Source organism: Streptomyces spongiae, assembly GCF_009377185.1.
Lineage (GTDB): Bacteria > Actinomycetota > Actinomycetes > Streptomycetales > Streptomycetaceae > Streptomyces > Streptomyces spongiae.
Map to the genome: position 1 here is coordinate 21,674 of NZ_VJZC01000014.1, position 25,146 is coordinate 46,819.

The 25,146-nt window shown below is 67.4% G+C and carries 22 protein-coding genes and 5 pseudogenes; 13 read left to right on the top strand and 14 right to left on the bottom strand.

Annotated elements, in window-relative coordinates:
- Positions 1-21: 21 nt before the first annotated feature.
- Positions 22-432, top strand: a pseudogene (locus tag FNH08_RS04055) (helix-turn-helix domain-containing protein); the annotation flags it as partial.
- 4 nt (positions 433-436) lie between these two features.
- Here the strand turns inward: FNH08_RS04055 and FNH08_RS04060 are convergent.
- Positions 437-1,222 carry an SDR family NAD(P)-dependent oxidoreductase gene (locus tag FNH08_RS04060; RefSeq protein ID WP_194238355.1) on the bottom strand — a complete coding sequence of 262 codons (786 nt, stop codon included), beginning with the start codon at positions 1,220-1,222 and terminating at the stop codon, positions 437-439.
- Positions 1,223-1,408: 186 nt separating this feature from the next.
- Complete coding sequence (locus FNH08_RS04065; protein WP_194238356.1) at positions 1,409-2,023, bottom strand: response regulator transcription factor; 615 nt, start codon at positions 2,021-2,023, stop codon at positions 1,409-1,411.
- Between the two features lie 248 nt (positions 2,024-2,271).
- Between FNH08_RS04065 and FNH08_RS04070 the strand changes: the two genes are divergently transcribed.
- Positions 2,272-2,973: a TetR/AcrR family transcriptional regulator gene (locus tag FNH08_RS04070; protein WP_152769850.1), complete on the top strand. Its 702-nt coding sequence runs from the start codon at positions 2,272-2,274 to the stop codon at positions 2,971-2,973.
- A 15-nt stretch (positions 2,974-2,988) separates the two neighbouring features.
- Here the strand turns inward: FNH08_RS04070 and FNH08_RS04075 are convergent, their stop codons facing one another.
- From FNH08_RS04075 to FNH08_RS51565, 4 genes are all read right to left on the bottom strand, one after another.
- On the bottom strand, positions 2,989-4,539 hold the full coding sequence (locus FNH08_RS04075; protein WP_152769851.1) for an AMP-binding protein: 1,551 nt from the start codon (positions 4,537-4,539) through the stop codon (positions 2,989-2,991).
- 71 nt (positions 4,540-4,610) lie between these two features.
- Positions 4,611-5,903, bottom strand: a complete 1,293-nt coding sequence (locus FNH08_RS04080) for a flavin monoamine oxidase family protein (RefSeq protein ID WP_194238357.1) — start codon at positions 5,901-5,903, stop codon at positions 4,611-4,613.
- Positions 5,900-7,231, bottom strand: coding sequence for a flavin monoamine oxidase family protein (locus FNH08_RS04085; protein WP_194238358.1), 1,332 nt, complete (start codon positions 7,229-7,231; stop codon positions 5,900-5,902). The genes FNH08_RS04080 and FNH08_RS04085 overlap by 4 nt, the downstream gene beginning before the upstream one ends.
- 537 nt (positions 7,232-7,768) lie before the next feature.
- The gene (locus tag FNH08_RS51565; protein ID WP_322723643.1) at positions 7,769-8,341 is read right to left on the bottom strand and encodes a transposase; all 573 of its coding nucleotides are present in this window, start codon (positions 8,339-8,341) and stop codon (positions 7,769-7,771) included.
- Positions 8,342-9,123: 782 nt separating this feature from the next.
- Here FNH08_RS51565 and FNH08_RS53445 point away from each other — a divergent pair.
- The 10 genes and pseudogenes from FNH08_RS53445 to FNH08_RS04135 form a co-directional block, all read left to right on the top strand.
- Positions 9,124-9,417 (top strand): annotated as a pseudogene (locus tag FNH08_RS53445) (SDR family oxidoreductase); the annotation flags it as partial.
- A gap of 55 nt (positions 9,418-9,472) precedes the next feature.
- The gene (locus tag FNH08_RS53450) at positions 9,473-9,613 is read left to right on the top strand and encodes a hypothetical protein (RefSeq protein ID WP_322723649.1); all 141 of its coding nucleotides are present in this window, start codon (positions 9,473-9,475) and stop codon (positions 9,611-9,613) included.
- Between the two features lie 214 nt (positions 9,614-9,827).
- The gene (locus tag FNH08_RS04105; protein ID WP_322723629.1) at positions 9,828-10,421 is read left to right on the top strand and encodes a MaoC family dehydratase; all 594 of its coding nucleotides are present in this window, start codon (positions 9,828-9,830) and stop codon (positions 10,419-10,421) included.
- 276 nt (positions 10,422-10,697) lie between these two features.
- The gene (locus FNH08_RS53905) at positions 10,698-10,943 is read left to right on the top strand and encodes a hypothetical protein (protein ID WP_407704331.1); all 246 of its coding nucleotides are present in this window, start codon (positions 10,698-10,700) and stop codon (positions 10,941-10,943) included.
- Positions 10,919-11,212 (top strand): hypothetical protein, encoded by a 294-nt coding sequence (locus FNH08_RS51570; RefSeq protein WP_228033869.1) that lies wholly within the window; start codon positions 10,919-10,921, stop codon positions 11,210-11,212. The genes FNH08_RS53905 and FNH08_RS51570 overlap by 25 nt, the downstream gene beginning before the upstream one ends.
- On the top strand, positions 11,212-12,441 hold the full coding sequence (locus FNH08_RS04115; RefSeq protein WP_152769854.1) for an acyl-CoA dehydrogenase family protein: 1,230 nt from the start codon (positions 11,212-11,214) through the stop codon (positions 12,439-12,441). The genes FNH08_RS51570 and FNH08_RS04115 overlap by 1 nt, the downstream gene beginning before the upstream one ends.
- Positions 12,442-12,450: 9 nt before the next feature.
- Positions 12,451-14,286: an acyl-CoA dehydrogenase gene (locus FNH08_RS04120; RefSeq protein WP_152769855.1), complete on the top strand. Its 1,836-nt coding sequence runs from the start codon at positions 12,451-12,453 to the stop codon at positions 14,284-14,286.
- A gap of 149 nt (positions 14,287-14,435) precedes the next feature.
- On the top strand, positions 14,436-15,173 hold the full coding sequence (locus tag FNH08_RS04125) for an SDR family oxidoreductase (RefSeq protein ID WP_152769856.1): 738 nt from the start codon (positions 14,436-14,438) through the stop codon (positions 15,171-15,173).
- Positions 15,174-15,286: 113 nt separating this feature from the next.
- Positions 15,287-16,511, top strand: a pseudogene (locus tag FNH08_RS54325) (IS30 family transposase).
- Positions 16,512-16,757: 246 nt separating this feature from the next.
- On the top strand, positions 16,758-17,387 hold the full coding sequence (locus FNH08_RS04135) for a TetR/AcrR family transcriptional regulator (protein WP_152769857.1): 630 nt from the start codon (positions 16,758-16,760) through the stop codon (positions 17,385-17,387).
- Between the two features lie 62 nt (positions 17,388-17,449).
- On the opposite strand, the gene FNH08_RS04140 is transcribed toward FNH08_RS04135, so the two are convergent.
- From FNH08_RS04140 to FNH08_RS52975, 7 genes and pseudogenes are all read right to left on the bottom strand, one after another.
- Positions 17,450-18,841 carry an ISL3 family transposase gene (locus tag FNH08_RS04140; RefSeq protein ID WP_152769858.1) on the bottom strand — a complete coding sequence of 464 codons (1,392 nt, stop codon included), beginning with the start codon at positions 18,839-18,841 and terminating at the stop codon, positions 17,450-17,452.
- 171 nt (positions 18,842-19,012) lie between these two features.
- Positions 19,013-19,237, bottom strand: a pseudogene (locus tag FNH08_RS04145) (transposase); the annotation flags it as partial.
- Between the two features lie 57 nt (positions 19,238-19,294).
- Entirely contained in the window at positions 19,295-20,512 is a 1,218-nt protein-coding gene (locus FNH08_RS04150; protein ID WP_152769860.1) for an acetyl-CoA C-acetyltransferase, read from the bottom strand.
- Positions 20,513-20,642: 130 nt separating this feature from the next.
- The gene (locus FNH08_RS04155; protein ID WP_194238359.1) at positions 20,643-22,232 is read right to left on the bottom strand and encodes an AMP-binding protein; all 1,590 of its coding nucleotides are present in this window, start codon (positions 22,230-22,232) and stop codon (positions 20,643-20,645) included.
- Positions 22,233-22,246: 14 nt separating this feature from the next.
- The gene (locus tag FNH08_RS04160) at positions 22,247-22,699 is read right to left on the bottom strand and encodes an acyl-CoA thioesterase (protein WP_322723635.1); all 453 of its coding nucleotides are present in this window, start codon (positions 22,697-22,699) and stop codon (positions 22,247-22,249) included.
- A gap of 117 nt (positions 22,700-22,816) precedes the next feature.
- Positions 22,817-22,960, bottom strand: a pseudogene (locus FNH08_RS53910) (hypothetical protein); the annotation flags it as partial.
- A gap of 14 nt (positions 22,961-22,974) precedes the next feature.
- On the bottom strand, positions 22,975-23,139 hold the full coding sequence (locus FNH08_RS52975; RefSeq protein WP_194238361.1) for a hypothetical protein: 165 nt from the start codon (positions 23,137-23,139) through the stop codon (positions 22,975-22,977).
- 321 nt (positions 23,140-23,460) lie between these two features.
- On the opposite strand from FNH08_RS52975, the gene FNH08_RS04165 reads away from it, so the two are divergent.
- Complete coding sequence (locus FNH08_RS04165) at positions 23,461-24,618, top strand: saccharopine dehydrogenase family protein (protein WP_152769863.1); 1,158 nt, start codon at positions 23,461-23,463, stop codon at positions 24,616-24,618.
- A 244-nt stretch (positions 24,619-24,862) separates the two neighbouring features.
- On the opposite strand, the gene FNH08_RS50575 is transcribed toward FNH08_RS04165, so the two are convergent.
- On the bottom strand, positions 24,863-25,027 hold the full coding sequence (locus tag FNH08_RS50575) for a hypothetical protein (RefSeq protein ID WP_194238362.1): 165 nt from the start codon (positions 25,025-25,027) through the stop codon (positions 24,863-24,865).
- Positions 25,028-25,146: the final 119 nt, after the last annotated feature.

Below are 25,146 nucleotides of genomic sequence, written 5' to 3' on the forward strand. Positions count from 1 at the left end.
CTGATCACCACGGAGATCCACATGCCGAAGACTCTCCCGCTCGATCGTGAGGCCAAGCGACGCTTGGCCGTCATACGGCATGTCGAAGAGGTCACCGGCAACGTCGCCATGAGCTGCCGGTCCTTCGGCATCAGCCGGCAGGCGTACTACATCTGGTATCGCCGCTGCCAAGCCGAGGGCATCGAGGGGCTACGCACGCGTTCGAAGGCGCCCAAGCACAGCCCGAACGCCACGCACGTCGAGGTTGTACGGAAGATCATCTACCTGAGGTCGAACTACCACTTCGGGCCCGAGAAGATCGCGATGTACCTCAAGCGGTACCACGACGTCGCGATCAGCAAGTCGGGCGTGTGACGGATCCTCAAGCGCCTGGCCACGGGCCGCCTTCCAGCCTCTCAGCGGTACAAGCCCAAGGACCGCCGATGGAAGCGCCGGGCTACTGTGCGGTGACACCACCGTCGACGAGGATCATTTGGCCCGTCATGAAGTCCGACGCTGCGGAGGCGAGGAACAGCACGGCACCGGCCATCTCCTCGGGGACCGCCCATCGCCCGAGCGGGGTCTGGCGCTTGATGTACCTCTGGGCGGCTTCATCCTCGAGGGCGCTTGCCAACATGTCGGTCTTGACGAAGCCGGGCCCGACCGCGTTCACGTTGACCCCGGATCGCGCCCAGTCGAGCGCCAGGGCGCGGGTCAGTCCGACGACGCCATGCTTGGAGGCGATGTAGGCGACGTCACCGCGTATGGCGATGTGCCCGAGCATCGAGGCGATGTTCACGACCTTGCCGCCTCCCTCCTTTAGGTGCGGGCTGGCGGCCTTGCACAACAAGAAGGTGGAGCGCAAGTTCAGGTCAATGACGTCGTTCCACTCCTCGATCGAGGTCTCCTCGACCGTGTGCTCGACGTCGTAGCCGGCGTTGTTGACCAGGATGTCGATGCCACCGAGCTCGGCGACGGCCGCCGCAACCGTGCCCTCGATCTGGTCAGGGTGCCGCAGATCGGCCTGGTGGGTCACGAGGGACCCGGGATACCCCGCGGACTGCTGGCGCGTCTCGGCGAGTCCGTCAGCCGACCGGGCGACCGCGAACACCTGGGCGCCCTGAGCGGCGAAGGCCAGTGCCAACGCCCGCCCTATGCCACGGCTGGCACCGGTCACGACGGTTCGTTTCCCGGTCACGTCGAACAGGTTTGATCGGAGGTCGATGGCGGGTTCGGCGAACATCAGATGAGGCTCCTTGCGTCGAGGGGCTCCACACATCGTCGTGCGCCGACGAGGCAGCGCCGCCAGGTCGCGTGCATCCACACCCGGTTGGGTGAGTCAGTGCTGCGACGAAGCGCATCGCCTGGTCTCCAGCCCAGCTCGACGTACCTCCGTCATCACGTCGGCTGCTGCTCGGCGTGAAGCGGCTCAGGCCACAAAGCCGAGCTCTTGCGCGCGGCTCGCAGCCTGCGCACGGTTGCGGACGCCGAGCTTCCTGTAGACGACGCTGGTGTGCTGCTTCACCGTGTGGCGCGAGAGGTTCAGCTGCGCCGCGACCTCCGGGTTGCTGAGACCAGACACGAGGTGCTGCAGGACGTCCATCTCACGACGCGAGAGCTGCACCGCGGGCTGACACTCAGACTCGTGGGGGAACGCGCGTCCACCTTCGGCGACGCGACGCACTGCGCCAACGATGGCGGCGGCGGGCAGCCGCTTCGGCAAGAACCCCACCGCGCCATGGGTGGCCGCCAACGACGCCGACACCCGCCCGTCCCCCGACATCAGCATGACCCGGACGTGAGGCATCCGCTCCCGGAACCGGTGGCACACCTCCAGGCCCGAGCGACCAGCGATGGACATGCTGACCACGACGATCTGTGGATGCCACCGGAGAGCGGCCTCCCACGCGATGTCGACCGATCCGGCCGAGTAACACGCCGCGACCCAGGACTCGCGCGAGAGCAGGGCTCGTAGGCCTGCCTGGACGAGCTCCTGGTCGTCGACGACCAGAACCCGCTGGGGTCGGCATTCGTCGGACAGCATGGCCCGCCGGGGAGGCGCCGCGACGGGGTGGGCGTCGCCGCGCTGGGGACGCGCCTCGGCGTGTGCGGTGTCGTCGCGAGATTCAAGCGTGCTCTGAGCAAAGGGGGGCATCATCCGCGTTCCTTCCCTTAATGAGCGTTTAGTAGAAGTTACCGAGCGCTCGTTAAGGAGACAAGACCCAGACGCGCCCTGGTCGCAGCCTGCTCGTGCTCGATGCCCCCGAGCAGGCACACGCCCCCTAGTGCGTCATGCAGCAACCGCTCGCGCCCGGCGAAAAAGCGTCGGCCTCGGCGACAAGGCACTGGGAGGGGCATTCCAGCGTGTATGGTCTGACCATGACGCCGACTCCAGCACCTGGGCGCACCGTGCTGCAGGATGACTCGGCCGAGCGGATACTCGATGCCGCAGCGGCGCTCTTCATTGAAGGTGGCTACGAGGGGACCTCGGTCAGCAGCATCGCGAAGTCCACCGGGATGACCGCCGCTGCGCTGTACTGGCACTTTCCATCGAAGATCGACATCCTCTTCGCCGTCCTGGAGCGAGACGTTCGCGAGGGCTATGCCGAGGTCGAGAAGGCCGTGCGGTCCCAGGAGCCTCGTCAGCGCCTGCGCGAGTACGTCGATGCATTCGTGCGCCAACAGATCCGAGAGGCGGAGACGCGGAACTTCAGCTACTCCACGCTGATTTCGTCCCTGCCCCAGGAACTCCGGCAGGAGATGCTGAAGCTGGGGGCCCCCTACATCGACCTGCTGCGGGGGATCTTGACCTCAGGGCGAGAAGCAGGCGTGTTCGAATTCGCAGACGTGAGGGTGACCGCCTTCGCCATCAGCACGATGTGCGAGTACGTCTTCACGTGGTTCCGGGCGAACCGATCACTCAGCCAGGACGCCGTGTGCGCCCTCTACACCGACCTCGCGGTGCGCATGGTGAGCACGCCACCCGCCTTGTGAGCCGGCGCCCCAGGTTCAGCCCCGACGGATCTGGGCATCGAAGGCGCGCGACGTCAGGCCTCTTTCCCGCACCGCGCCCTTCGCCACCCGTTCTGACGGTGTTTTGGGCAGCGAGTCGACTACCTCCAGGAACCTGGGGACGGCGAACCGGGGCAGGTGCTCCCCCAGGTGCCTGTGGAGCTGCTCGACATCGATCACCTGATCCTCGGCGGGGACGAGAAGCATGGCGACGTCCTCCTCACCGAGTGGAGAGGGAACACCGAACGCTGCCGCTTCACAGACGGACGGGTGGCGCAGGGCGATCTGCTCGACCTCCCAAGCGCTGACGTTCTCGCCACGTCGCCGGATGGAGTCCTTGCGCCGCCCGACGTACACGAGCGAGCCGTCCTCTCTGCGACGCATGAGGTCGCCGGTGTGGAACCAGCCATCGCGCATCGACGCTTCAGTGGCCTCAGGCTTCCTCCAGTAACCCAGCATCATGACGTGCGGACGCTTCGGCCGGATGACCAGCTCACCGACCTGGTGCCCCCTGACATCCTGGTCCTGGTGGTCCACGAGCCGAGCCTCGATCGAGTCCAGCGGGTGGCCCACGTTGCCAGGACTGGAGCATTCCAAGGTCTGGCTTGTCATGAAGGGCGCCTCAGTCATCCCGTAGCCCTCGACGAGCGCGACGTTGAAGCGCTTTTGGAACGACGCGTGGATCGCCGCAGGTACCGCTGACCCTATTCCGATCCGGCGCCGCATGGTCTGCTCCGACTCACGGTCCGGCTGGAGGTGGATCAGGTGGAGCATCGTCCCGATGAAGTAGAAGACGTCGACGTCGTGGCGCTCCACGTCGGCCCAGAAGCCACTGGCGCTGAAGCGCTCGGCCAGGACGAGAGTCGCCTGGGCGACGAGGCAGTCGACCACCATTGATCTTGCATCTACGTGGTGCAGCGGCTGAGCGCAGTAGGCCTTGGCGCCGCGCGCCAGAGGAACCGCGCGGAGGTGGCTGACTGCCATCTCGGTGTAGTACCCGCGCGACAGCATGACGCCCTTGGACGGGCCGGTCGTCCCCGACGTGTACAGGATCGTGGCTACCTCGTCGTCGCTGGGACTGCCTTCCTCAGGACGCTGGTGCGGGGACGTGCCGGCATTGTCGTCATCGATGTGGACGTGTTGCACCCTGGGTCCCGCCCACGGTGAGCCGTCCCAGGCACCCACTACCACGGCGAAGTCCGGGACGAAGGCAGAGCGAGCCACCCTCTCCAGTGCCTCTCGCGTGCCGACGACAGCGCGAGGCTCCAGGTCCTGGAGGTAGTAGTCGAGCATGACCCCCGACACGTCGGGAGACAACGGTGCGTCGATGCCGCCGCAGATGTTCGTCCCGAGCCAAGCCCAAACCGACTCGGGCACGGTGGGCAGGATGATCACCACTCTGTCTCCACGCTGGACCCCGACGCTGACGAGGAGAGAGGCGACTCTGGAGGAATGGGCGAGCACGTCCGCACAGGAGTACGTCCGGTCAGCCAGGACGAGCAGAGGATCGGTGGAACGCGAGCGGGAAGCCCGCTCGAGGACGGCCACGTGGCTCCCGAGCGTCGCCTGGGAGAGCCTGTCGAGCCGTCCGGGCACCCCTTCTTCGGCCGGCAACGCAATCAGCTCCCCTGGAGAGACACGCTGGGGCGAGGCAGTGCTGAGTTCTGCCTCGCGCGTCGCTTGAGCAGGATCGTGTCCGCCGCACGCTCGCCCGACAGGGCTGCGCCCTCCATGGCGGTCGTCCAGTGGTCACTGGTCGCCTCACCCGCGAAATGCAGCCCGCCGATGGACGCTGCCAGTGCTGCTCGCCGTGCGGCACCCCCCGTCCCGAGGCTCACGACACCGCCGAAGAACTCCTGCCTGGTCCAGTTGTACACCACGCCGGCGAGGCGACGCGGTGTCGTGCCCGTCATCGCGGCGATCTGGCGGTCCAGCACGTCGAGCGCCCCGCTCTGGTCGTCAAGCAGACCGTCACCTGTGTCAGGCATCACTCCAAGCACGGTGACCAAGTCGTGTGCAGTCCTCCGCAACCAGAACATGCTGATCGGGCTATCCGTCATCGTGCTGGGACCCACACCGTCCAAGATGCGAGAGCCATCCTCGTACTGCCCGATGATCTTGCCGCCCTGGGACATCGGGGTACCTAGGAGCGCCTCGGTCTTCCACGCCGGCAGCACCGGATCGAAGCCGATACAACGCGTGGCAGTCACCGACGACGTCACCACGACGTCGTCGGCCACCAGCTCGTCGTTGTCGGTCACCACCCGGTAGGACCGTCCCACCCGCGAGATAAGACGGACGGGCTGGTCCACACGCACATCCAGCCCGCGCGCTGCGGCATGCGCGATGGCGTCCGTGCTGTCGGCCAGCACCCAGCACAGGCGGCCGATGTCGCCTGGGTGGACGTGCCACGAAGAGGTGAGGGTCTCCCGGTGGACGGGGTTGAAGCCGGCCTGGGCGACGTACGCCCGGTAGGCGTCGTCGGACAAGCCCACTCTGGCCCCCCACGCGGCGATGGTCTCGGCCGGAGTGGGAGGCGCCGCGTCGAGTGCGCTCTGCACCTCTACCGCCAGCTCGGCCCGACGTTCCTCGGACACTGCGCGGCCACGAAGCACCAAGTTGCCGAGCATGATGGAGGCTCCGCTGTACTTCTCCGAAGGCCCCTTGGGAAACATCCGGATCTCAGGCGACAGCGCGAGTCCCTGCTCCAGGCAGAACGCGAGCAGGCGGTCCTGCCCGCGGTCGAGGAACGACGCACCGAGGTCCGCCACGGCGCCGTGCAGCAGGCTCTCCCGGTCCCCGCGGGTGCGTCCGCCGATGTGCTGAGTCGCCTCCAGCACCACTACGTCCTCCCCTGCATCGTGGAGCCGACGCGCGGTGAAGAGGCCCGCGATCCCCGCGCCGATGATCACTGTGCCCATGCTCGCGACAGCCTTTCCGTGATGAAGTCCGTGTGGTAGGTGGGCTGCTGCCGCAGGATCTCCTCGGCAGCGCGCAGGCCCGACCGGACCGCGCCCTCGAGCGTCCCGGCCATGGGCGCATCCGTATAATCGCCGACGAAGTGCGTCTTGTGCTCCACTGCGCTGACGACCGCGCTGATCTGGCTGCGCGCATTCTCGGGAGGCGCGATGGTGACACCGAGTTGCAGCGGATCTGCCCACCAGTCCTTGATGTCGCTGTGCAGCCGGTCGACACGGTGGCCAACGGCCTGCTCCACCAGGTCGTCCAGCTGGGCAAGCGCCGTGCCGGGGTCCGCCATGGGGCCTCGTCCTGCTCCCGCGAAGAAGGAGGTGACGATCGCGGGCGAGCCGTCCTGCTCCGTCACGCTGACCCACGCCACGTCGATATCTCCGTCGGTGCACACGAGGGAACCGAAGGCCGAGCGGACGAGGTCTCCCTCGGCGTATTGAGCCATCACCTTGCCTGCCATCGCAGGCAACATGGACGTGGTGGCCATCACTTTGGCCTCGGACAGCGGAGGGTCGAACCCTATGTTGTTGACCACGAACGGCCCCACGGCGCACACCAGTCGACTGCCTTCGAACTCCTCTCCGTCGGCTGTGACGACCCGCACCGTGCCTCCGCGCAGGGCTCGGACGACCTGCTTGCCGCACCTCACGTCGAGCCCCGCGGCGAGCGCGAACGCCAGTTGCTGGGTGCCTCCGTGAATGCGCTGGAAGCTGCCGCTGTGGGCACCGAAGACGAAGTGCACGTCGCAGTCCCAGGGATCGAGCTGCGTGAAGAACCGGGCCAGCGCCCTGACAACTCCCGCTGTGATGGTGGACAGCCGAGCGCGACGGATCCACTGCTCGACGATCTCGTGGTGTGCCGGTGGTGTGGCGCGAGCCGCAGCGCGGAGCTCATCCCCCGCGCGAGCTGCCTCCTGCCTGTCCAGGAGATGCCCGTCAACGACGAAGCGCGCGACCCGGAGGTAGCCCTCCATCGGGCTCAGATCGCCCTCCGCAACACGGCTGTAGACCTGAGGGGCGGCTAGCTCGACGCTTAGCTCGTCGCAAAGAGCCCGCAGAGCGCGGTAGCTACTGTCGATCAGCTCTCCGCCGAAGTTGGCGTACTGACTCCCCGACCATCCCGCTGAGGAGGTGAGCGTGCGACCACCCACCACAGAGGCCGCCTCGAGCACGACGACAGAAGTTCCGGCGTCGTGGAGGCGCCGCGCGGCCGTGAGCCCCGCAAGTCCCGCGCCTATGACGATGACCGGTGCTTCGTCTCTGAGCAGCACGTCGTTCCTCCATAGGTCCGTCAGTGAGGGGGCTGACTGGCCCCCTCATCAGTCAACTGGCTGCCTCCGCGCGCGTGCGCTGCCTGGCGCGTATCCCGCCCAGCTGGGGGATCGTCCGGGAAGAGATCTCCCTCGTCAGCGATAGCTGAGGCTCGCTCGGACGAGGTGTCCGTGCTCATTGCAGCTGATCAGAGAGGCTCCTCGACGGCCCACTGCCACCGTCGTCGCTCCGATGTTCACCGCGGCACAGATGAACCGCAGCCGTTAGTGCCGATCTGACCCCGAGTTCCTCCGGAGAAGACCACGGCCGAGCCGGCGCGGTCGAGCGAGCGGGTCAATGCGGTGCACGCCTCCTCGAAGCGAGCGCGGAACGCCGTAAAGGACTCGTCGTGAGGGACGTTCGCGGGGTTGGGCTGGGAGACCTCAGCCGCCGGGTGGAGCGGGTGCGGGCCAAGGCCCGGCGGGTGGCCGAGCGGGGAGAACTCCCCAGGGGCGTAGCACCGGTTAAAGACGCGGCCTTCGTCCGGCCGTCCATCATCACCCGCGGCCGGTCCGAGCCACTCCGGGCGAACCTTCAACTGGAGACGCTGGTCGTGGCCGTCGGCGCCCGACGAGACGCTGGCCTTCGAACGACGGCACATCGTCGCGGTGTGCAAGCAGCCGACGACGGTCGCGTAAGTGGCGTTGCGGGTCCGTGTGCCGCACGGCGTCGCGAAGGTACTGGCCGGTCAGGCAGCCGGACGGCCGGTTCAGCGCCGTGCGGCTGGGCGGCGGGTCATGAGCGCGGTCATCGACCAGGAGATCATCGCCTCCGCGGCCCATCTCCAGCTCGCGGATGCGTTTGTCCTTCTCCCTGGCCTCGGCGCGCAGCCGCTCCGACTCCGCCCGCTCACTCTCGCGTGGCCGACCGCCGGGAGATGGCTCGGTCACCGGCCGATCCGACAACGGCGACCCGTGGCGCCGCGCCCGCGACACCCAGCTGTACATGGTCCCCGAGTGGATACCCAGATCCTCAGCCACTTCCGAAATCGGCTTCCCGGTCTCCGCCTCGATCCGTACCGCTCCCTCGCGGAACTCAGCGTCGTAGATGCGCTTCCTGGATGCCGTCACGCTCAATTATCCCTCGGGCCACGGTCTCCACAGTAGGAGGGGAACCTCAGCCCAAGCGTCTCCCGCCACACCACGAACAGAGAGTTGACCTCGGTCTGCTCGACCACGTACGAAGGGGCGTCTCGACCCGGCGCTGGACGTGGAAGTGGTGTCGGCGGCGGCTGACCTTGGGTTACTGGATCACTTTCAGTGCAAGGGCCACGGAGGGGCACCGGAACCGCGATCATGAACGGCCGTGGGTGATGTGCTCCTCAAGGACCTGTGGTTCCACCAGATCGATGGTGTCGAGGTAGAAAACGCCGTGTCTGAAGGCGAGTTGGTGATCGTCCGGGCCCGGACAGGTGGGGAGCAGGCCGCGTGTCCGGCGTGCGGGACCCTGTCGTCCCGGGCTCACAGCCGGTACGTACGCCAGCTCGTCGACGGTGTGGTCGGCGGCCGTCGGGTGCTGATCGAGTTACATCAAGGCGCCCCCTCCAGGTGGCGGAAGCAAGCCGCGGCCGGCACACGGTCCCCCGCGTCCAAGTCCGCGTCGTCCAGGTCGATCGTCATCTGCCACATGGGCGCCGGGGCCCGGACGGAAGACGGATTGGACGAGGCCGCACGCTCCTTGGCAGTTCGGGCGACACCACGGCTGCAAGTCATGCGTCATCGGCGCCATCCGGAACACAGCTCCGTGCCACCCCATTCAGTCGGGTGTAGGGGTGAGCAGGGCATCCCCCGATTGGGCCGACTTCCTCCTCGAGCCGGGCCGGGGGTAGATCCTGCGCGTCCAGGATGACGCCATGCACCACCTGCCGTCGCCCGGGATCGGGCGAGCCATCGCACGCAGACTCTCCCGGGTCCGGGGCGACGTCGTAGTCAACGACACCGACGCCGACGCACAGGTGGCGCAGCAGTGTCCTGGCCTGGCGGTGCCGGTCGACGCCACCTCGCCGGCGGGTGTCCCGGAGCTGCACGCCACCGCTCGAGCCCGCCCAGGTGACATCGACGTGTGTTTCGGCAACGCCTGGGGCGACCAGGGGCACGGCCTGGGCACCGGCGAGGACGAGTGGGCGACGTCGTGGAAGGTGAACGTCATGGTCCACGTCCGGGCGGCTCGCCTGCCCGTCCCGGACTGGGCCTCGAGGGGTGGTGGCCCGCTTCGTCATCACGGTGTCCCCTGCCGGACTCCTGACCATGCTCGATGCCCCGGCGTACTCCGTCACCGAGAACGGCGCGGTGGCCTTCGCCGAATGGTGGGCCGCCTACAGGCACCTTGGGATCTTCGTGTAGTCGCTGTGCCCGCAAGGAGTCCGCACCGGGATGCTGGACCGCAGCGGGCACGGTTCAAAGAGACGCTGAGCCACGACGATGCGCTGGAACCTGACGCCCTGGCAGATGACGTCTGGGCGGCACTCCAGGACGAGCGCTTCCTGATCCTGCCCACCCACAGGTGCAGGACTACGCGGTTGGTCGAGCCGCCGGCCGCGACAGTTGGCTCACTGGGATGAACCAGTCGCAGCAGCAGCTGTCGCGCGCTCACCGTCAACGTGACGACTTTTTCACGAGCACCGGCACTGGCCACGACGACCGCACGTCTCCCGACCATCACTCCAGCAACCGCGAGGTACCTCACATGCAGACCGTCAACGGGATCGACGCGCTGCGCGCAGCCATCGGTCAGGACCTCGGCACCTCTGAGTGGTATCCGCTCGAGCAGGCACGAGTTGACGCCTTCGCGGACGCGACCGAGGACCACCAGTGGATCCATGTCGATCGCGAGCGAGCCCAGGACGGGCCCTTCGGCACCACGGTGGCACACGGGTACCTCTTGCTGGCCCTCGTCCCACATCTGTGTTGGCAGGTGTTCGAGACGACCGGCATCGCCATGGAAATCAACTACGGGCTCGACCGTGTGCGCTTCCCCGCACCGGCGAGGATCCCGTGCGACATCAGGGCACGGGTCCGGCTCGAGTCTGTCGAGCCGTCAGGAGCGGCATTCCTGCTGAAGCTGCAGGTGGTCGTTGAGGGCCGAGACGAGGGAAAGCCACTGTGCGTGGCAGAGACGCTGGGCTACCTCGTACCCGAGGAGCCGAACTGATGGCCACGTCACCTCGAGGTCTCGACCTGGCCCGGCTGCGGGCGTGGTTGTCGCACCAAGGACCCGATTTCATCGGGAAGGAGTGGACGGCGCGACACCTGACGGGTGGCAAGTCGAAGTACACCTACGAGGTACGGATCGATGACCGCCTCTACGTGGTGCGTCGTCCGACGGTGGGCGAGGTCCTCGCCACCACGCACGACGTGGGTCGCGAGCACCGCGTGATGTCGGGACGCCCTTGTTGCCCTGCATCACGCGGACCCCGCGGAGGTCGGCGTGACCGCCTTCGGCCGACCCACTGGCTTCCTTGCCCGCCAGGTGCGTCGCTGGCGTCAGCAGTTGAAGGCGGTCAAGACTGGCGAGCTCAGTGGCTTGGACGACCTCCACCACCGATTGGAGACGACGGCGCTGCCCCCAGCCGAACCGCGATCGTGCACGGCGACTACAAGCTCGGCAACGCCCTGGGCGACGACGCAGCCGCCGCCGTCGACTGAGAGATGTCGACGCTGTGCGACCCACTGACCGACCTCGCGCTATTGGTCGGTTACAAGCGGCTCGGCGAGCAGGCCGGCAACGAGTCGTTCACCGACTCCGCCAGTGCGGTCTCGGGGCACGACCTCGTGGGGTTCGGCTTCTACTTCGCTCTCGCGGCCCTCAAGCTCGCAGGCGCCCTCAAGGGCGTTCGCGCTCGCCACCTACGAAAGACCGTCGGCCCGGGCTTCTCCCGCCTCGCCGACACACCCGAGATGGCCATCGCCCTCGGCCTCACGTCCCTGAAGGAGCACATCTGATGGATTTCAGATTCGACAGCACCGCGCTTGAGCTGCGCGAGCGGCTGCTCGAGTTCATGGACTCGCACATCTACCCCTATGAGACCGTCCTCCAGGAACAGCTCTCCGAAATGGACAACCGCTGGGCCTGGGACTCGGCCCCCGTCGTGGCCGAGGTTCGCGCCCAGGCCAGGCGTCACGGCCTGTGGAACTTCGCCCTCCCCGGGTGGCAGGGCGGCGGGCTGACAAACCTCCAGTACGCGCCCCTGGCGGAGATCACCGGTCGCAGCATCCATCTCGCGCCTCCCGCGCTCAACTGCTCCGCACCAGACACGGGCAACATGGAGGTGCTGACTCTCTTCGGCACCGAGGAGCAGAAGGCGAAGTGGCTTGCACCTCTCCTGGAAGGCGAGATCCGATCGTCCTTCGCGATGACCGAACCGGCGATCGCCTCCTCCGACGCCAACAACATCTCGACAAGCATCGTGCGGGACGGTGACGAGTACGTCGTCAGCGGCCGCAAGTGGTGGATCACCGGCGCCATGAATCCCAACGCCAAGATCTTCATCGTCATGGGGAAGACCGACCCGGAGGCGCCCCGACACCGCCAGCAGTCGATGATCCTCGTCGAACGTGATCGACCGGGAGTAGTGATCAAGCGCGGCATGCACGTGTTGGGGTACGACGACCACCAGCACGGTGGCCATGCCGAGATCGAGCTTGAAGACGTACGGGTGCCGGTGGGCAACCTGATCGCTGGAGAAGGTGATGGCTTTGCCATCGCTCAAGCCCGCCTCGGCCCGGGCCGCATCCACCACTGCATGCGATTGATCGGCATCGCAGAACGGGCTATCGAGCTGATGGCTGCGCGGGCGGCGAACCGAGAAGCGTTCGGGCGCCGGCTCGCTGACCAAGGGGTCGTCCGGACCTGGATCGCTGAGGCGCGAGTCGCAGTCGAGCAGCTGCGGCTCTTGGTGCTGAAGACTGCCTGGCTGATGGACACGGTCGGCAACAAGGGGGCGCACGCCGAGATCCAGGCCATCAAGATCGCCACCCCGACCACGGTCCAGACCATCCTCGACCGAGCCATCCAGGTCCACGGCGCCGGTGGGCTCTCGCAGGACTTCCCCCTCGCCTACGACTACGCGCACGTGCGCACGATGCGGTTCGCGGACGGTCCCGATGAGGTCCACCTCAACGCCCTCGCCAAGAACGAGCTGCGACACCAGGCGTCGCGGCGCGGCGCATAGGAGAGCTCGATGACGCACACCGTCCTGCAGCGCAAGCTGCTACCCACCCTGGACTTCCTCCTGCACGAGTGGTTGGACGTGCCGCGTCTCCTGGAGCGGGAGCGTTTCGCCGAGCACACACGTGAATCCTGCGACGAGGTACTTCGTGCGGCGTCACAGATCGCTGCCGACTACTTCGAGCCGGCGAACCGCACCAGCGACGAGCAGCCGCCGGTCATGCGAGATGGCGGCGTGAAGCTGCCGAAGGAGAGCCACGCCGCGTGGGGCGCGTACAACGGCTTCGGATTCCTCGGAGCCAGCCATGACGAGGCCTATGGCGGCATGCAGCTGCCCAAGACCGTCGACATGGCGACACGGGTCATCTTCGCCGCGTCAGGCCCGCACCTGGGTCCCACCTTGCTGACCGACGCCAACGCCTCCCTGATCCTGGAGCACGGGAGCGAGGAGCAGAAGCGAGTCTTCGCGCTGCCCCAGCTCACCGGGAGGTGGGCCGGCACGATGTGCCTTTCGGAGTCGCATGCGGGATCTTCCCTGTCCGACATATCCACCAAGGCCGTGCCTGACGGCCCGGACTTCGGGAGCGACCCGCTCGGGCCTCGCTACCGCATCACCGGGAACAAGATGTGGATCAGCGCCGCGGAACACGACCTCACCGAGAACATCGTGCACCTGGTGCTGGCCAAGGTGCCCGACGCCGACGGTGTCGTCGACCCCAGCACGCGAGGCATCTCGCTCTTCATCATGCCCAAGTTCCTGCCTGCGTCGGACGGCTCGCTCGGCGAGCGCAACGACATCAGCCTCATCAGCCTCAACCACAAGCTCGGTCAGACCGGCGTACCCAACACGGCCCTTGCGCTTGGTGACGGCACCTACCAACCTCGCGGGGCACGCGGAGCGGTCGGTCACCTCGTGGGCGAGGTCGGTGACGGTCTGCGCCAGATGTTCCACATGATGAACGCCGCCCGCACCGAGATCGGCCTCTCGGCGGCGGCGATCGGCCTCGCCGGCTATGCGGTGTCTCTCGACTACGCCCGCCATCGCCGACAGGGACGTCACGCAGGCCCACGCGGCAAGGACGCGTCCCAGCCGCAGGTGCCCATCATCGAGCACGCCGACGTCAAGCGGATGCTGCTGGCGCAGAAGGCGTACGCCGAAGGCGGCGTCGCGCTGGCGCTCCAGGCGGCGCGTCTGCTCGACGAGCAGCAGACCGGTTCACCCGAGCAGGCCAAGGACGCGCTGCTCCTGCTGGAGATCCTGACGCCCGTCGTCAAGAGCTGGCCCAGTGAGTGGTGCCTCGAGGGGAACAGCCTCGCGATCCAGGTCTTGGGAGGTGCGGGATACACCAAGGACTACCCCGTCGAGCTCTACTGGCGCGACCAACGGATCAACATGATCCACGAGGGCACGCACGGGATCCACGGCCTGGACCTGCTGGGTCGGAAGGTGCGTATGGCGGGCGGCGCAGGTCTCGACCTTCTCGGCTCACGGGTGGAGACCACCGCCGACACGGCGCGGGCACGCGGCCTGGACGACCTCGCCAATCAGCTCCTGCAGGCATGGCGCCTGGTCGTTCAGACAACCAAGCAGGCCTGGTCGACCGGCGATCCCGCCGACGCGCTGGCCAATGCCACGCCGTACCTGCAGGGCTTCGGGCACGTGGTCCTCGCTTGGGTGCACCTCGACCTGGCCGCTGCAGCACTCGTGAGCTCTCATCCCGAGAGTGCGGGACGTCTCGCCGCAGCGCGCTACTTCTTCTCCTACGAACTGCCCCGAGCCAAGGCCTGGCTCGACCTCGCCGCCAGTCGTGAGTCGCTCTGTCGCGATCTGCCCCTCGATGCCTTCTGAGATGAGGCTGCACGGACGCTCCCGCGTCATCGTGGCTGCTGCGCGACGTCACGACCGTGCCGGCGAGCGCCCTCCGGGCTCTCGTCGGCGGACTCCCCGCCACCACGGCCATGGAGCCGCACATCGATCAACCATAGGACGGCTGACACATGGGAAACCTACACTTCGACTTCAACGGCCGCTCGGTCGTCGTGACCGGGTCGGCTCGAGGCATCGGCAAGGAGGTGGCTCGGTCCTTCGCCGACAGCGGGGCCGACGTCTTCCTGATGGACCCTGACGCCTCCGAGGTGCACGATGCCGCCGAGGAGATCGGAGGGACGGCCATCGTGGGTGACGTCAGCAGCACCACGGATGCGCACGCTGCGATCGACCACGTCGTGCAGGTGACCGGACAGGTCGACATCGTCGTGAACAACGCCGGCATCCTCCGCGACCGGGTCGTGTGGAAGCTCACCGACGCGGACTGGGAAGCGGTCCTGGCTGTCCACGCCGGGGGCACCTTCCGGATGACGCGAGCCGCCATCCCGCACTTCCGAGCGGCCGGCTACGGCCGAATCGTCAACATCACCTCCTACACCGGTCTCCACGGCGCCGTCGGTCAGGCCAACTACGCTACCGCGAAAGCCGGCATCATCGGCTTCACGAAGACGGTCGCCAAGGAGCTGGCGGGCTTCGGCGTAACTGCCAATGCGGTGTCTCCGAACGCGGAGACGCGGATGATCGCCTCCATACCCGAGGAACGGCGCAAGAAGGTCACCGAGGACATTCCCCTGCGACGGTTCGCCGATCCAGTGGAGATGGCCGCAGCGATCGCCTTCCTGGCATCCGAGGAGGCCGGGTACATCACGGGTGCCGTCCTTCCTGTCGACGGCGGTCTGGCCATGTGATCCGGCTCGACACCGAAGCCGGGGCGCATCCTGACTTCAGGAGTGAAAACCGGCCCCACCTGGGGTTTGGGTTCTAGAGGTGGTCGCAACGCCAGACCCTGAGGGGTGTTGCATTGACCAAGCCGCAGCGGACCCGTACGAAGCGTGGACCTGCCCCGTTGGCGGACAAGCGTGCCCAATATCTTCGGCTCATGGCTCAGGGATTGAGCAACTCGGCCGCGTGCCGGAAGGTGGGCATCAACCGCAGGGCGGGGAACCGATGGCAGTACGGACGGAAGGTCGTCGACCGATCCGGCCGTGAGCACGTCTGACTGCCCATCACCAAGGAGCGGGACTCCGCTGCGGGCTCGCCGCGGTTCCTGTCGGGGACGAGCGGATCGTCACCGCCGACCTGCTGCGGGCCAGGAAGTCCTTGCGCGCCGTCGCCCGCGAGCACGGCCGGGAACCTGCCACGATCAGCCGCGCGGTGCGCCGCTACCGCGACCCGCGCACCGGCAAGTACCACCCGTTCCAGGCCCTGCGGCGAGCCGCCGTGCGCCGCGCCCGCTCGAAGGAAGGCAAGATACGGCGCGATCCGGAGCTGAAGGAGTTCGTCCAGCAGTACCTCGACCCGGCGCTGGAGCCCGGAGCAGATCAGCCAGGTCCTGCGCTCCGCCTTCCCGGACGAGCCCGACCGCCACCTGGCCCACGAGACCATCTACCAGGCGATCCACCTGCCGCACTGCGGCGGCCTGGAACGCACGCCTGGCGTGCTGCGCACTGGCCGCCGTGCCCGACGCCGCAGGGGCCGCGCCGACCAGCGCACCACTCGGTTCATATACCCCGGCACGCCGGTCAGCCAGCGCCCGGCCAAGGTCGACGGCCGCCTGGTCGCGGGGCATGGGGAAGGCGACCTCATCGTCGGCCAGGGCAGCCGCTCGGTCATGGGCACCCTGTGCGACCGCACCACCCGCTACGTCAAGCTCTTGCACCTGCTCGACGGCCGCACCGCCGAGCACGTCTGTGACGCCCTCATGCACACCTTCGCCGGCCTGTCGGCCGGCCTCGCCCGCTCGCTGACCTGGGATCAGGGAAGCGAGATGGAGCGGCACAACGAGTTCACCTGCGCCGCTTGCATCCTGGTCTACCTTTGCGAGCCCGCGAGTCCCTGACAGCGGCTCCAACGAGAACACGAACGGCCTGCTGCGCCAGTATTTCCCGAAGGGCACCGACCTCGCGGTCTACAGCGCCGAGGACCTCTCCTACCTCGCGGCCGAACTCAACGACCGCCCCCGCAGGACCCTCGGCTGGCAGACGCCCACGCAGCTCTGCGCTGGGCTCGTCGCAACATTTGAGTGATCGCCTGTTGCGATGATCATCGGAACCTGCCGGTCAATGCAGCATCCTTCAGGGTCTGGTGTTGCCACCACTTCTAGAACCCAAGCGCCTGAAAGGGGCCAAGACTCACTCCTCACGCCACGCATCCCCCACCCGGGCGCTCGTGGGGGATCGGGCTCACTCAGCGGGTTCTTCTCCCGCCATGCTGTGTGAGTTCCCCGTTGCCGAACCCGGACGGGGCCGCTGGACCGGCTCAGAGAGGCGCCCATGAAGACGACGAACGCGGGACGAGGGCAGGAGACCCGCGCGCGACTCCTGAGCGCAGCGATCGAGTGCTTCGCGACCAAGGGCTACCACGCGGCCAGCACGCGCGACATCGCCAAGGCCGCCGGGATCTCCCCCACCGCCCTCTACGCGCACCACGAGTCCAAGGAGGATCTGCTCTACCTGATCGCCCTCGATGGACACGAGGAGGCCGTGCGCATTGTGCGGACAGCCCGTGCATCGAGCCCCAACCCGGTCGCGCAGCTGCGGGCTCTCATGCACGACTTCGTGATGCACCACGCGACGTCGCACCTGCGATCGCGTGTGGTCAACTACGAGCTGAACGCCCTCAACCGCAAGCACCTGCGCGAGATCGGCGCACTGAGACGACAGATCGTGGTGGAGTTCCGCGCCGTGATCGATCTGGGGGCCGATTCCGGTGTCCTCGAAGTTTCCAACCGCCGCATGGCGACCAACGCCCTGATCTCGATGTGCGTCGACATCTGCCGCTGGTACAGGGACGACGGGATCAGTCCCCACGAGATCGCCGATTCCTACGCAGAGCTGGCCGTGCGCTCCCTGGTCCCACAAGCGCCGGCGACGAGCACACCCAGGGTCGTCCTCGGTCAGTGAGGTATCGGGGTCTGTCAAACGAGCGGCTCTGTCCCGTAATCGGTGGTGACGAAGCGTGGCGGCTACTGGAGGAGGATGCGGTGGCGGAGCAGGGTGAACCCGGCCCGTCCGTGTATCTGCCTCATGATCCTCTTCGTTCGTGTGTTGACGCCTTCGGTGCGTCCGTTGTGGTGAGGGAGCGTAACGCCGGCGTCGACAGCGGTGCGGTCGAGTTCCAGGCCGTTGGCGAAGGCGTGCAGGTGGGGCAGGTCGGTGGCTCGGACGGCGTTGATCCATTCGGTAAGTCTGATGGCGTTGTCGGTGGCAGGGGTGAGCAGTGCGGCAAACTGCCGGACGAGGCGGGCGAGTTCGGTCATCTCGGGGCAGGCGGAGATGAGTTCTCTCAGGAGTTCCGTGTCCTTGTCCCGCAGGTTGTCGGGGCGGGTGAGTAGAAGGCGGGCGAAGCGGCGCGGCGTGAGGACGGGGCGGTTGCCCTCGGCCCGGCCTTGGGTGATGTAGCGGTAGAGGAGGTTGAGACTGCCGGTGTAGCCGAGCTCTTTGATCTCGTGGAAGAGGTGGAGAACGGGGACGGCGGGGTCGGCGGCCCGGCGGGCGCGAAGGTGGTCGCGGTAGGGATCGACGAGGGTGGGCCGGTAACGAGGAGCCCGGCGCAGTGCTTCCGGTTCCTGGGTGCGCGCGTAACGCTTGACGGTGTTGAGCGCCAGGTTGAGGCGTCGGGCGCATTCGAGGAGGCCCACGCCTTTGCCGAGCAGGTCGTGGATCTGCTGCCATCGTTCACGGGTGGTCTGCTCATGTACTCCTGCGGGGCGGGGCGGGTTGACGGTGGCCCAGCAGGAGCTGTGGGAGCGGACCTCGGCCAGCGCCTTGTCGCAGAGGTTCTTCCAGATGTGCCATCGGTCGCTGACCTGCACCGCGTCAGGCAGGGCTCGGCGGACCGCCTCGCCGTAGGCCCCCGAGCCGTCGCGGCAGACGATCTGGGCGCCGGGATGCTCACGCAGCCACGTCTCGAGCGTGTCGGCGCTGCGGCCTGGCAGTACGTCGATCCGCTCGCCGGTCTCGGCGTCGGTCAGGATGGTGGCATAGCGGTGGCGCCGCTTCAGGGCGAAGTCGTCGACGCCGAGTACCCGCGGCACGCGCAGCGGGGGCAGTGGCAGCCGCGTCACGGGGACCTGCTCGCGGAAGGTCTGCCGCGGACAGCCCAGCACCGGGCAGACCAGGCGCCGGACCCGCACTGACACCACGACTCGTCGGCCGTCCACCGCCAGGTCCGCCACCGTACGCTCGTGGAAGCCGTGCACTCTCGAGGTCGGCGTCCCGCACTTCGGGCACGACACCGCCTCGTGCCGGGTTCGCGCCGACAGGCGGATCGCCTCATCCTGGTTCGTCACGTTCTCAATGACCAGAGCCGATAGCCCAGAAAACACGGTCCCCACAAGGCAGTTGACATCGCGCATGCGATGCCAACGAGCTCGGTCACGCTTCGTCACCACCGATTACGGGACAGAGCCGAACGATTTACAGTCCCCGTCAGCACAGCGAAGAACAGCAGCACTGCCACCGGCCCGGCCACGATCTGAAACGCAAGACAGTTCACGTAGCGAAGCGAGATCTCAAGACAGGCTCAATAGGCGGAAGGCGGTGGCGTGGCCGTATCCGGCGTCGGCGACGACCAGGGGGACGTCGACGCCGCAGATGCGGGCTTCGTCGATCGTGTCCAGGACCAGCTGCTCCTTCTCCTCGTGGGTGGCCTCGACAGGGATCTGGCATCGCTTGTGGTGGGCGACTTTGGCCGGACCTGCGTCCGGCGACGCGGGATCCCACGAGGCCATCAACAGCCGCGAGTCGATGGCCGGTGGACAAGCCGCCCCGTTTGGGGAATGCGGCGTCTCCGCGTCGGCCCCGGAAACTCAGGACAGTCTCTCCAGGACCATCGCCATGCCCATCCCGCCTCCGACGCACATCGACTCGACCCCGATCTCCTTGTCGTGCCACTGCAGCGAGTTGATCAGGGTGCTGGTGATGCGCGCGCCGGTCATGCCGAAGGGATGCCCGACGGCGATAGCGCCACCGTTGACGTTGAGCTTCTCGACAGGAATACCGAGCTTCTGAGCAGAGCCGAGAGACTGCACGGCGAATGCCTCGTTGATCTCAAACAGGTCGACGTCGCCGAGACCGATACCTGCCCGGGCGAGCGCGGCGGGGATGGCCTCGACCGGCCCCAAGCCCATGATCTCCGGAGAGAGTCCGGTGGCTGCCGTGGAGACGATCCGGGCGAGCGGGGTGATGCCGAGCTCGCGTGCCCGGACGTCACTCATCACGACGAGCGCGGCCGCACCGTCGTTGAGCGGGCAGGCGTTGCCCGCGGTCACGGTCCCGTCCGGGCGGAAGACGGGCTTCAGCTGGCTGACCTTCTCCATCGTGGTCCCCGGTCGCGGTCCGTCGTCAACGGACACGACGGTGCCATCGGGCAGGGTCACGGGCGTGATCTCGCGAGCCCAGAACCCCTGCTCGATGCGCTGACAGGCGAGATTCTGGCTGCGGACCCCGAACTCGTCCTGCTCCTCTCGGGACATCCCGAGAACCTGGGCAACGTTCTCGGCGGTCTGACCCATGGCGATATAGAGGTCCGGAAGCTCGCCCGTCGACCGCGGATCCACCCAATGCCCGGTCCCTGCGAAGGCTCGTGCCACTGTTCGCGCCTGCGCGCTCCCGTACACCGGGTTCTGGCCCTCGGGATTGTCCGACATGCCGTGTGTGTAACGGCTCACGGTCTCGACGCCGACGGACAGGAACGCATTGCCCTCGCCTGCCTTGATGGCATGGAGGGCCATACGCGTGGTCTGCAGGCTGCTGGAGCAGTAGCGATTGACGGTCACGCCCGGCAGGTGGTCCATGCCGGCCTGGACCGCCACCGCTCGTGCCAGGTTGTTCCCGGACTCTCCGGCTGGTTGACCGACGCCCAGGTGCAGGTCATCGATCTCTCTAGGATCCAGCTGCGGCACGTCGGCCAGGACGGCGGACACCATCTGGACCGCCAGATCATCCGGTCGCAGGTCCTTGAGCGAGCCCTTGTGGGCGCGGCCTATCGGGGATCGGGTGGTGGCGACGATCACGGCCTCGGGCATCGACTCTCCTCAGGGGGTGGGGTGTCCGGCCAGGGTGCCGCACCCGTCGCTACGGCGTGGCTCCGAGGCCCGGGAACGGCCCGTCCGGGGGATGAGGCTCCCGGGCAACCCTGCGCCGGAGGCCGTGGCCTCAGCGCCGGCCCCGACCTGGTGCCGTGTCGAAGTCGAGCGCGCGGGCGGACAGTCCTCGTTCGCGGAGGGTGGCCTTGGCCACGCGCTCAGACGATGTCTTCGGGAGTGAGTCGACGACCTCGATGTAGCGAGGGAGCGCGAAGCGTGGGAGGTCACGTGCGATCGCATCGCGCATCTTCGCCGGGTCCAGGACCATCCCAGGTCGGGCCACCACGAACAGGGCGATGTCCTCGTCACCTACGTCGGCCGGTATGCCGATAGCGGCACTCTCCAGGACCTCGTCGAGACGGTTGACGGCAGTCTCGACCTCCCAGGCCGAGACGTTCTCTCCACGGCGTCGGATCGAGTCCTTGACCCGGCCGACGTACTGGATGCGCCCGTTGGCCAGACGCCTCACGACGTCGCCGGTCCGGAACCACAGCCCCTGCCACGCGGCGACGGTTGCCTCGGGCTGGTTCCAGTACCCCTGCATGATGGCTGACGGGTCGTCCGGCCGGACGAGCAGCTGACCCGGCACACCGTCGTCGACGAGCTCGTCCTCGCCGTCCACGATGCGGATTGTGGTCCCGGGAAGCTCTCTCCCCACGTCACCGGGCCCGTGCTCGCCGGGATACTGACACAGGATGGTGTACATCTCCGTCATGCCGTACCCCTCCAGCAAGTCGACGTCGAACCGTTCGCAGAACGCGCGATGGATGGATGGCGGGATGGCCGAGCCCATCCCAATCCTTCGCCGGCTCGAGGACGCCCCGCGGGGTTGCTTGTTGATCAGGTGCAGCATCGCGCCGATGTAGACGAAGGCGTGGACGTCGTACCGCTCGACGTCGGCCCAGTACGCCGAGGCGCTGAACCTCCGCGTCAGGATCGCAGTTGCGCGTGAGGCCATCGCCTGCACGAGCACGAGTCGCGGGTCGATGTGGCACAGGGGCTGCGTGCAGTAAATCCGCTGCCCCTGACCGAGCTCCAGCACCTCGTCGTAGGCGTGCATGGCGTGACCGTAGTAGCCGTGGGACAGCATGACGCCCTTGGGAGGACCAGTCGTTCCGGACGAGAACATGACCGTCGCGGTGGTCGAGCGCGCCAGCAGAGTCGGGAGCTCGATTGCACCGTCCTGCGCGTCCATCACAGCACTGATCGTCGTCACCTGGGCCGTGCCGAGACGTGGTGCACCGAAGTCGTCGCCGACGACCACAACCAAGTCGATCTCCGGCGCGTCAGAGGCACGCTGCATCACGTCCGCGATGCGTGAGACGAGGTCGGCGGTGACGATCACCACTCGCGGTCGGGTCTCCAGCAGCACGTGCCGCAACGAGGAGCCCACGGCCTCCACAGACACGGGGACGTCGATGGCGCCGAGACGGTCGACGGCCCACCAGGCCCACAGTGCCTCGATCGAGTTAGGAAGCATCAGCAGGACACGGTCTCCCGCGGTCAGACCCAATCGCAGGAGGCCCGAGGCGAGCCTGTCGACGGCGCGGCCCACGTCGGCATACGTGTGCGTCACGTCGTCCATGACGACGAACGCCTCGTCACCGGCGTCCTCCACCGCTGCCCGGAGCTCGGTCAGATGAGTGTGCCTCGTGCTCACAGTCATTTTTCTCCTCACTCCGCGACGGTCGTGGACGTAGTGCCCAGCAACCCGTTGCGCTCTTTGGGGGTCAGCGGTCGGGAGCGACGCAGCTGACGGTCCCAGGCGGCGTGCTCCGCGTGGGCCACGTTCCGAGGCGCCCCGTCCGAGCCCGCGATCACCAGGGAACTGACGAACGTGCTGCGACGGGCTTCCTCGCAGCGGACGAAGACACGGACCGGGGTCTCGCTCATCCTGACCTCCCGGACGTACGTCATCGCGAGGTGGGCCACGACGTAATCCGCGTCCCCGGTCTCCCAGCGTTCGCTGAGGAACCGAGCCATCGCCTCTTCATAGATGGTCCCGTAAACCGCGGCGGTGACGTGGCCGAGGTAATCGATGTCACGCCACCACGGCTGCAGCTCGACCGACCACCAGTACTCATATCCCGACGGCACCGTCAAGCGCCTCGCCGGCTCGTGCGTCACGCTACCCTTCTCCTTTCGTCCCGACAGTCTGAACCAGCTCCCACCAGCAGCGTGCGTGCGCGCGACATGGACGCCGCAGGGTCCCTTCACGGTGACCTCGTGCGCGACGCTGCCGAGGATCCGGGCCAGGCCCTGGACGCGCTTGTTGCCGACACAGAAGAGAGCAGCGTGCTCGAACTCGGCGCGCTTCATCAGGGCCTCGGCCGGACGACCATGCCGAGCAACGGCTCGGACGTCGACCCCGCGGAAGGACGTCAGCACCTGGCGCCGTGCTGCTAGCGCACCGCTCCTGTTTGTTCTGCAGCGGTGATCGTGATCTCCTGCTTTCCGCCTTCGAAGCGCTCGACATTGAAACGGCGATTGGCGCTCACCATGTGCAGCTCGGCGTCGAACGCCGAGACCAGTCGCCCGACGACCGATGCGGCCATCTCCGCAGTCACGCTCCCGTCCACCCAGGCGACGATCTTCGCCGTCTGCTACGCGACGTGATCCGGTCCGCGACGGACTCACCTATGGCCACCTCCACCTCGGCGACACGCCACCGCGATCCTGCACCTCGGTGGTCGCGGGACGTGGTGGGGCCAGCCCGAATCCGACCCATCCGGGGGATGAGGCCTCTGCGGCGATCTCATACATGACTCGGCTGACTCCCCCAGGCGGGCGGCTTTGTCGCCGGAGTCGCTCCGCCCAGGTCACCGCGTAGCGATCGTGGCCACAGCGGGCGCGCGTGCTCGCGTGCCTCGGACGTGAAGGAGACGCTCGTGCAGGTTCTGGTCGTTGGCGGAGCGGGCGACATGGGGCGCGTGGCGTGCGAGACCATCGCCGGTGACCCTTCCATCGCTTCCGTCGTCGTGGCGGACCGCGATGAGACCCGCGCCCTCCAGGTCGCCCAAGCCATAGGGCCCAAGGCCTCCTCCCAGCGGCTGGACATCACCGACGACGCGGGCCTTCGCTCGGCGCTGGGGGCCGTCGACCTGGTGATCAACACCGTTGGTCCCTTCTATCTCTTCGGTCGCCCCGTCCTGGAAGCCGCCATCGCCTCACGCACGCACTACATCGACATCGCGGATGACTGGGAGCCGACGATCGAGATGTTCGAGCTGCACGGCAAGGCCGTGCGTGCTGAGGTCACGGCGATCGTCGGTATGGGCGCCTCGCCCGGCATCTCGAACCTTCTGGCCGCTGCCGCTCACGCTCAGCTGGACACTGTGGACACGTTGAACACGGTATGGCGCGGTGGCGTCGGCATCCCGCCCGTGCCTGACGACCCGGCCACCGTGAAGCCCTCCGCGGCGATCGACCACTGGCTGCACAACCTCGCCGTTCCGATCCAGATCTGGCGTGACGGTGCGGCAACGACGGCTGACGCCCTCGAAGAGTTCGCCATCGACTACCCGGGCATCGGCTCGGCCACACTGTGGACCTGCGGTCACCCGGAGCCGATCTCGCTGCCGCGCAGTTTCCCGGAGATCAAGCACTCGGTGAACGCGATGTTCGGTCGTCGGGGCCTGATGGACGTGGCTCGACGGCTGCGCGACCGTGTCCGTAATGGAGAGCTGTCCGTTCCGGAGGCCAGTCGCGAGCTCCTCCTGACCCCGGGCCGCCACGGCCCATCAGCCGGCGCGCTGCCCGACTTCCCCGGGGCGTTCGCCTACGCCGCGGGTACGAAGGACGAGCGCCGAGCACGGGCCTTCGTCACCACGCCCTTGATGCCCAGCGGGGGAATGGGCCGGGCGACGTGCATTCCCACTGCGCTCGCGGCGGTCATGCTCGCGCGAGGTGAGATCACCGGTCACGGAGTGATGGGCCCCGAGGGCTTCATCGTTCCCGTCACGCTCGTCGAGCGGCTGGCGCCGTTCGCGGGGGAACGCGCAGGCGAGGCTCCCCTCGATGTCCGGATCGTGCTCGACGACGCCTGACGCGGTGCCGGACAGCCACGGCGCACGACCCCGTGTGGGCAGCGCGCTCCACGCCGGGCGGTGGCTTCGTCATCTCAAGGAGGTCGGGCACAGATCATGGGGAGCCGTCGCCGAGGGTGACGGCTCCGTTCGGCCGAGGGGTCCAAATCCTGGTTGCTCGACGTGAACGCCCCCCTCATACCCTCCGCACATGACTGGTGATCCGTTCGGGTGCCGCTGCGTTCTCTGCCTGACTACGGTTGGTTCAGGTCCCCCGTGCGTGTGCACAAAGCAGGTCGTGCGAATCCAGGACCGATCTCGTCTTCACGAACACCACGACATGCCATCCGTGCTGCTGCACATGCTCGTTGACCGTCAGATCCATGCGGCCCGCTTCGTCCCGGTCGCCATCTTCGGACTCGATGTCCACACCATGCCCCACATGCTCTACGCCCCCGGCGAGAAGTCCCCCGCAGGCGAGGTATGGGCGGACGGCCAGAGCCCTCCTGGCGTTGTTGTCGGTCGTAAAGTCGCGCTCAGGCAGGTTGG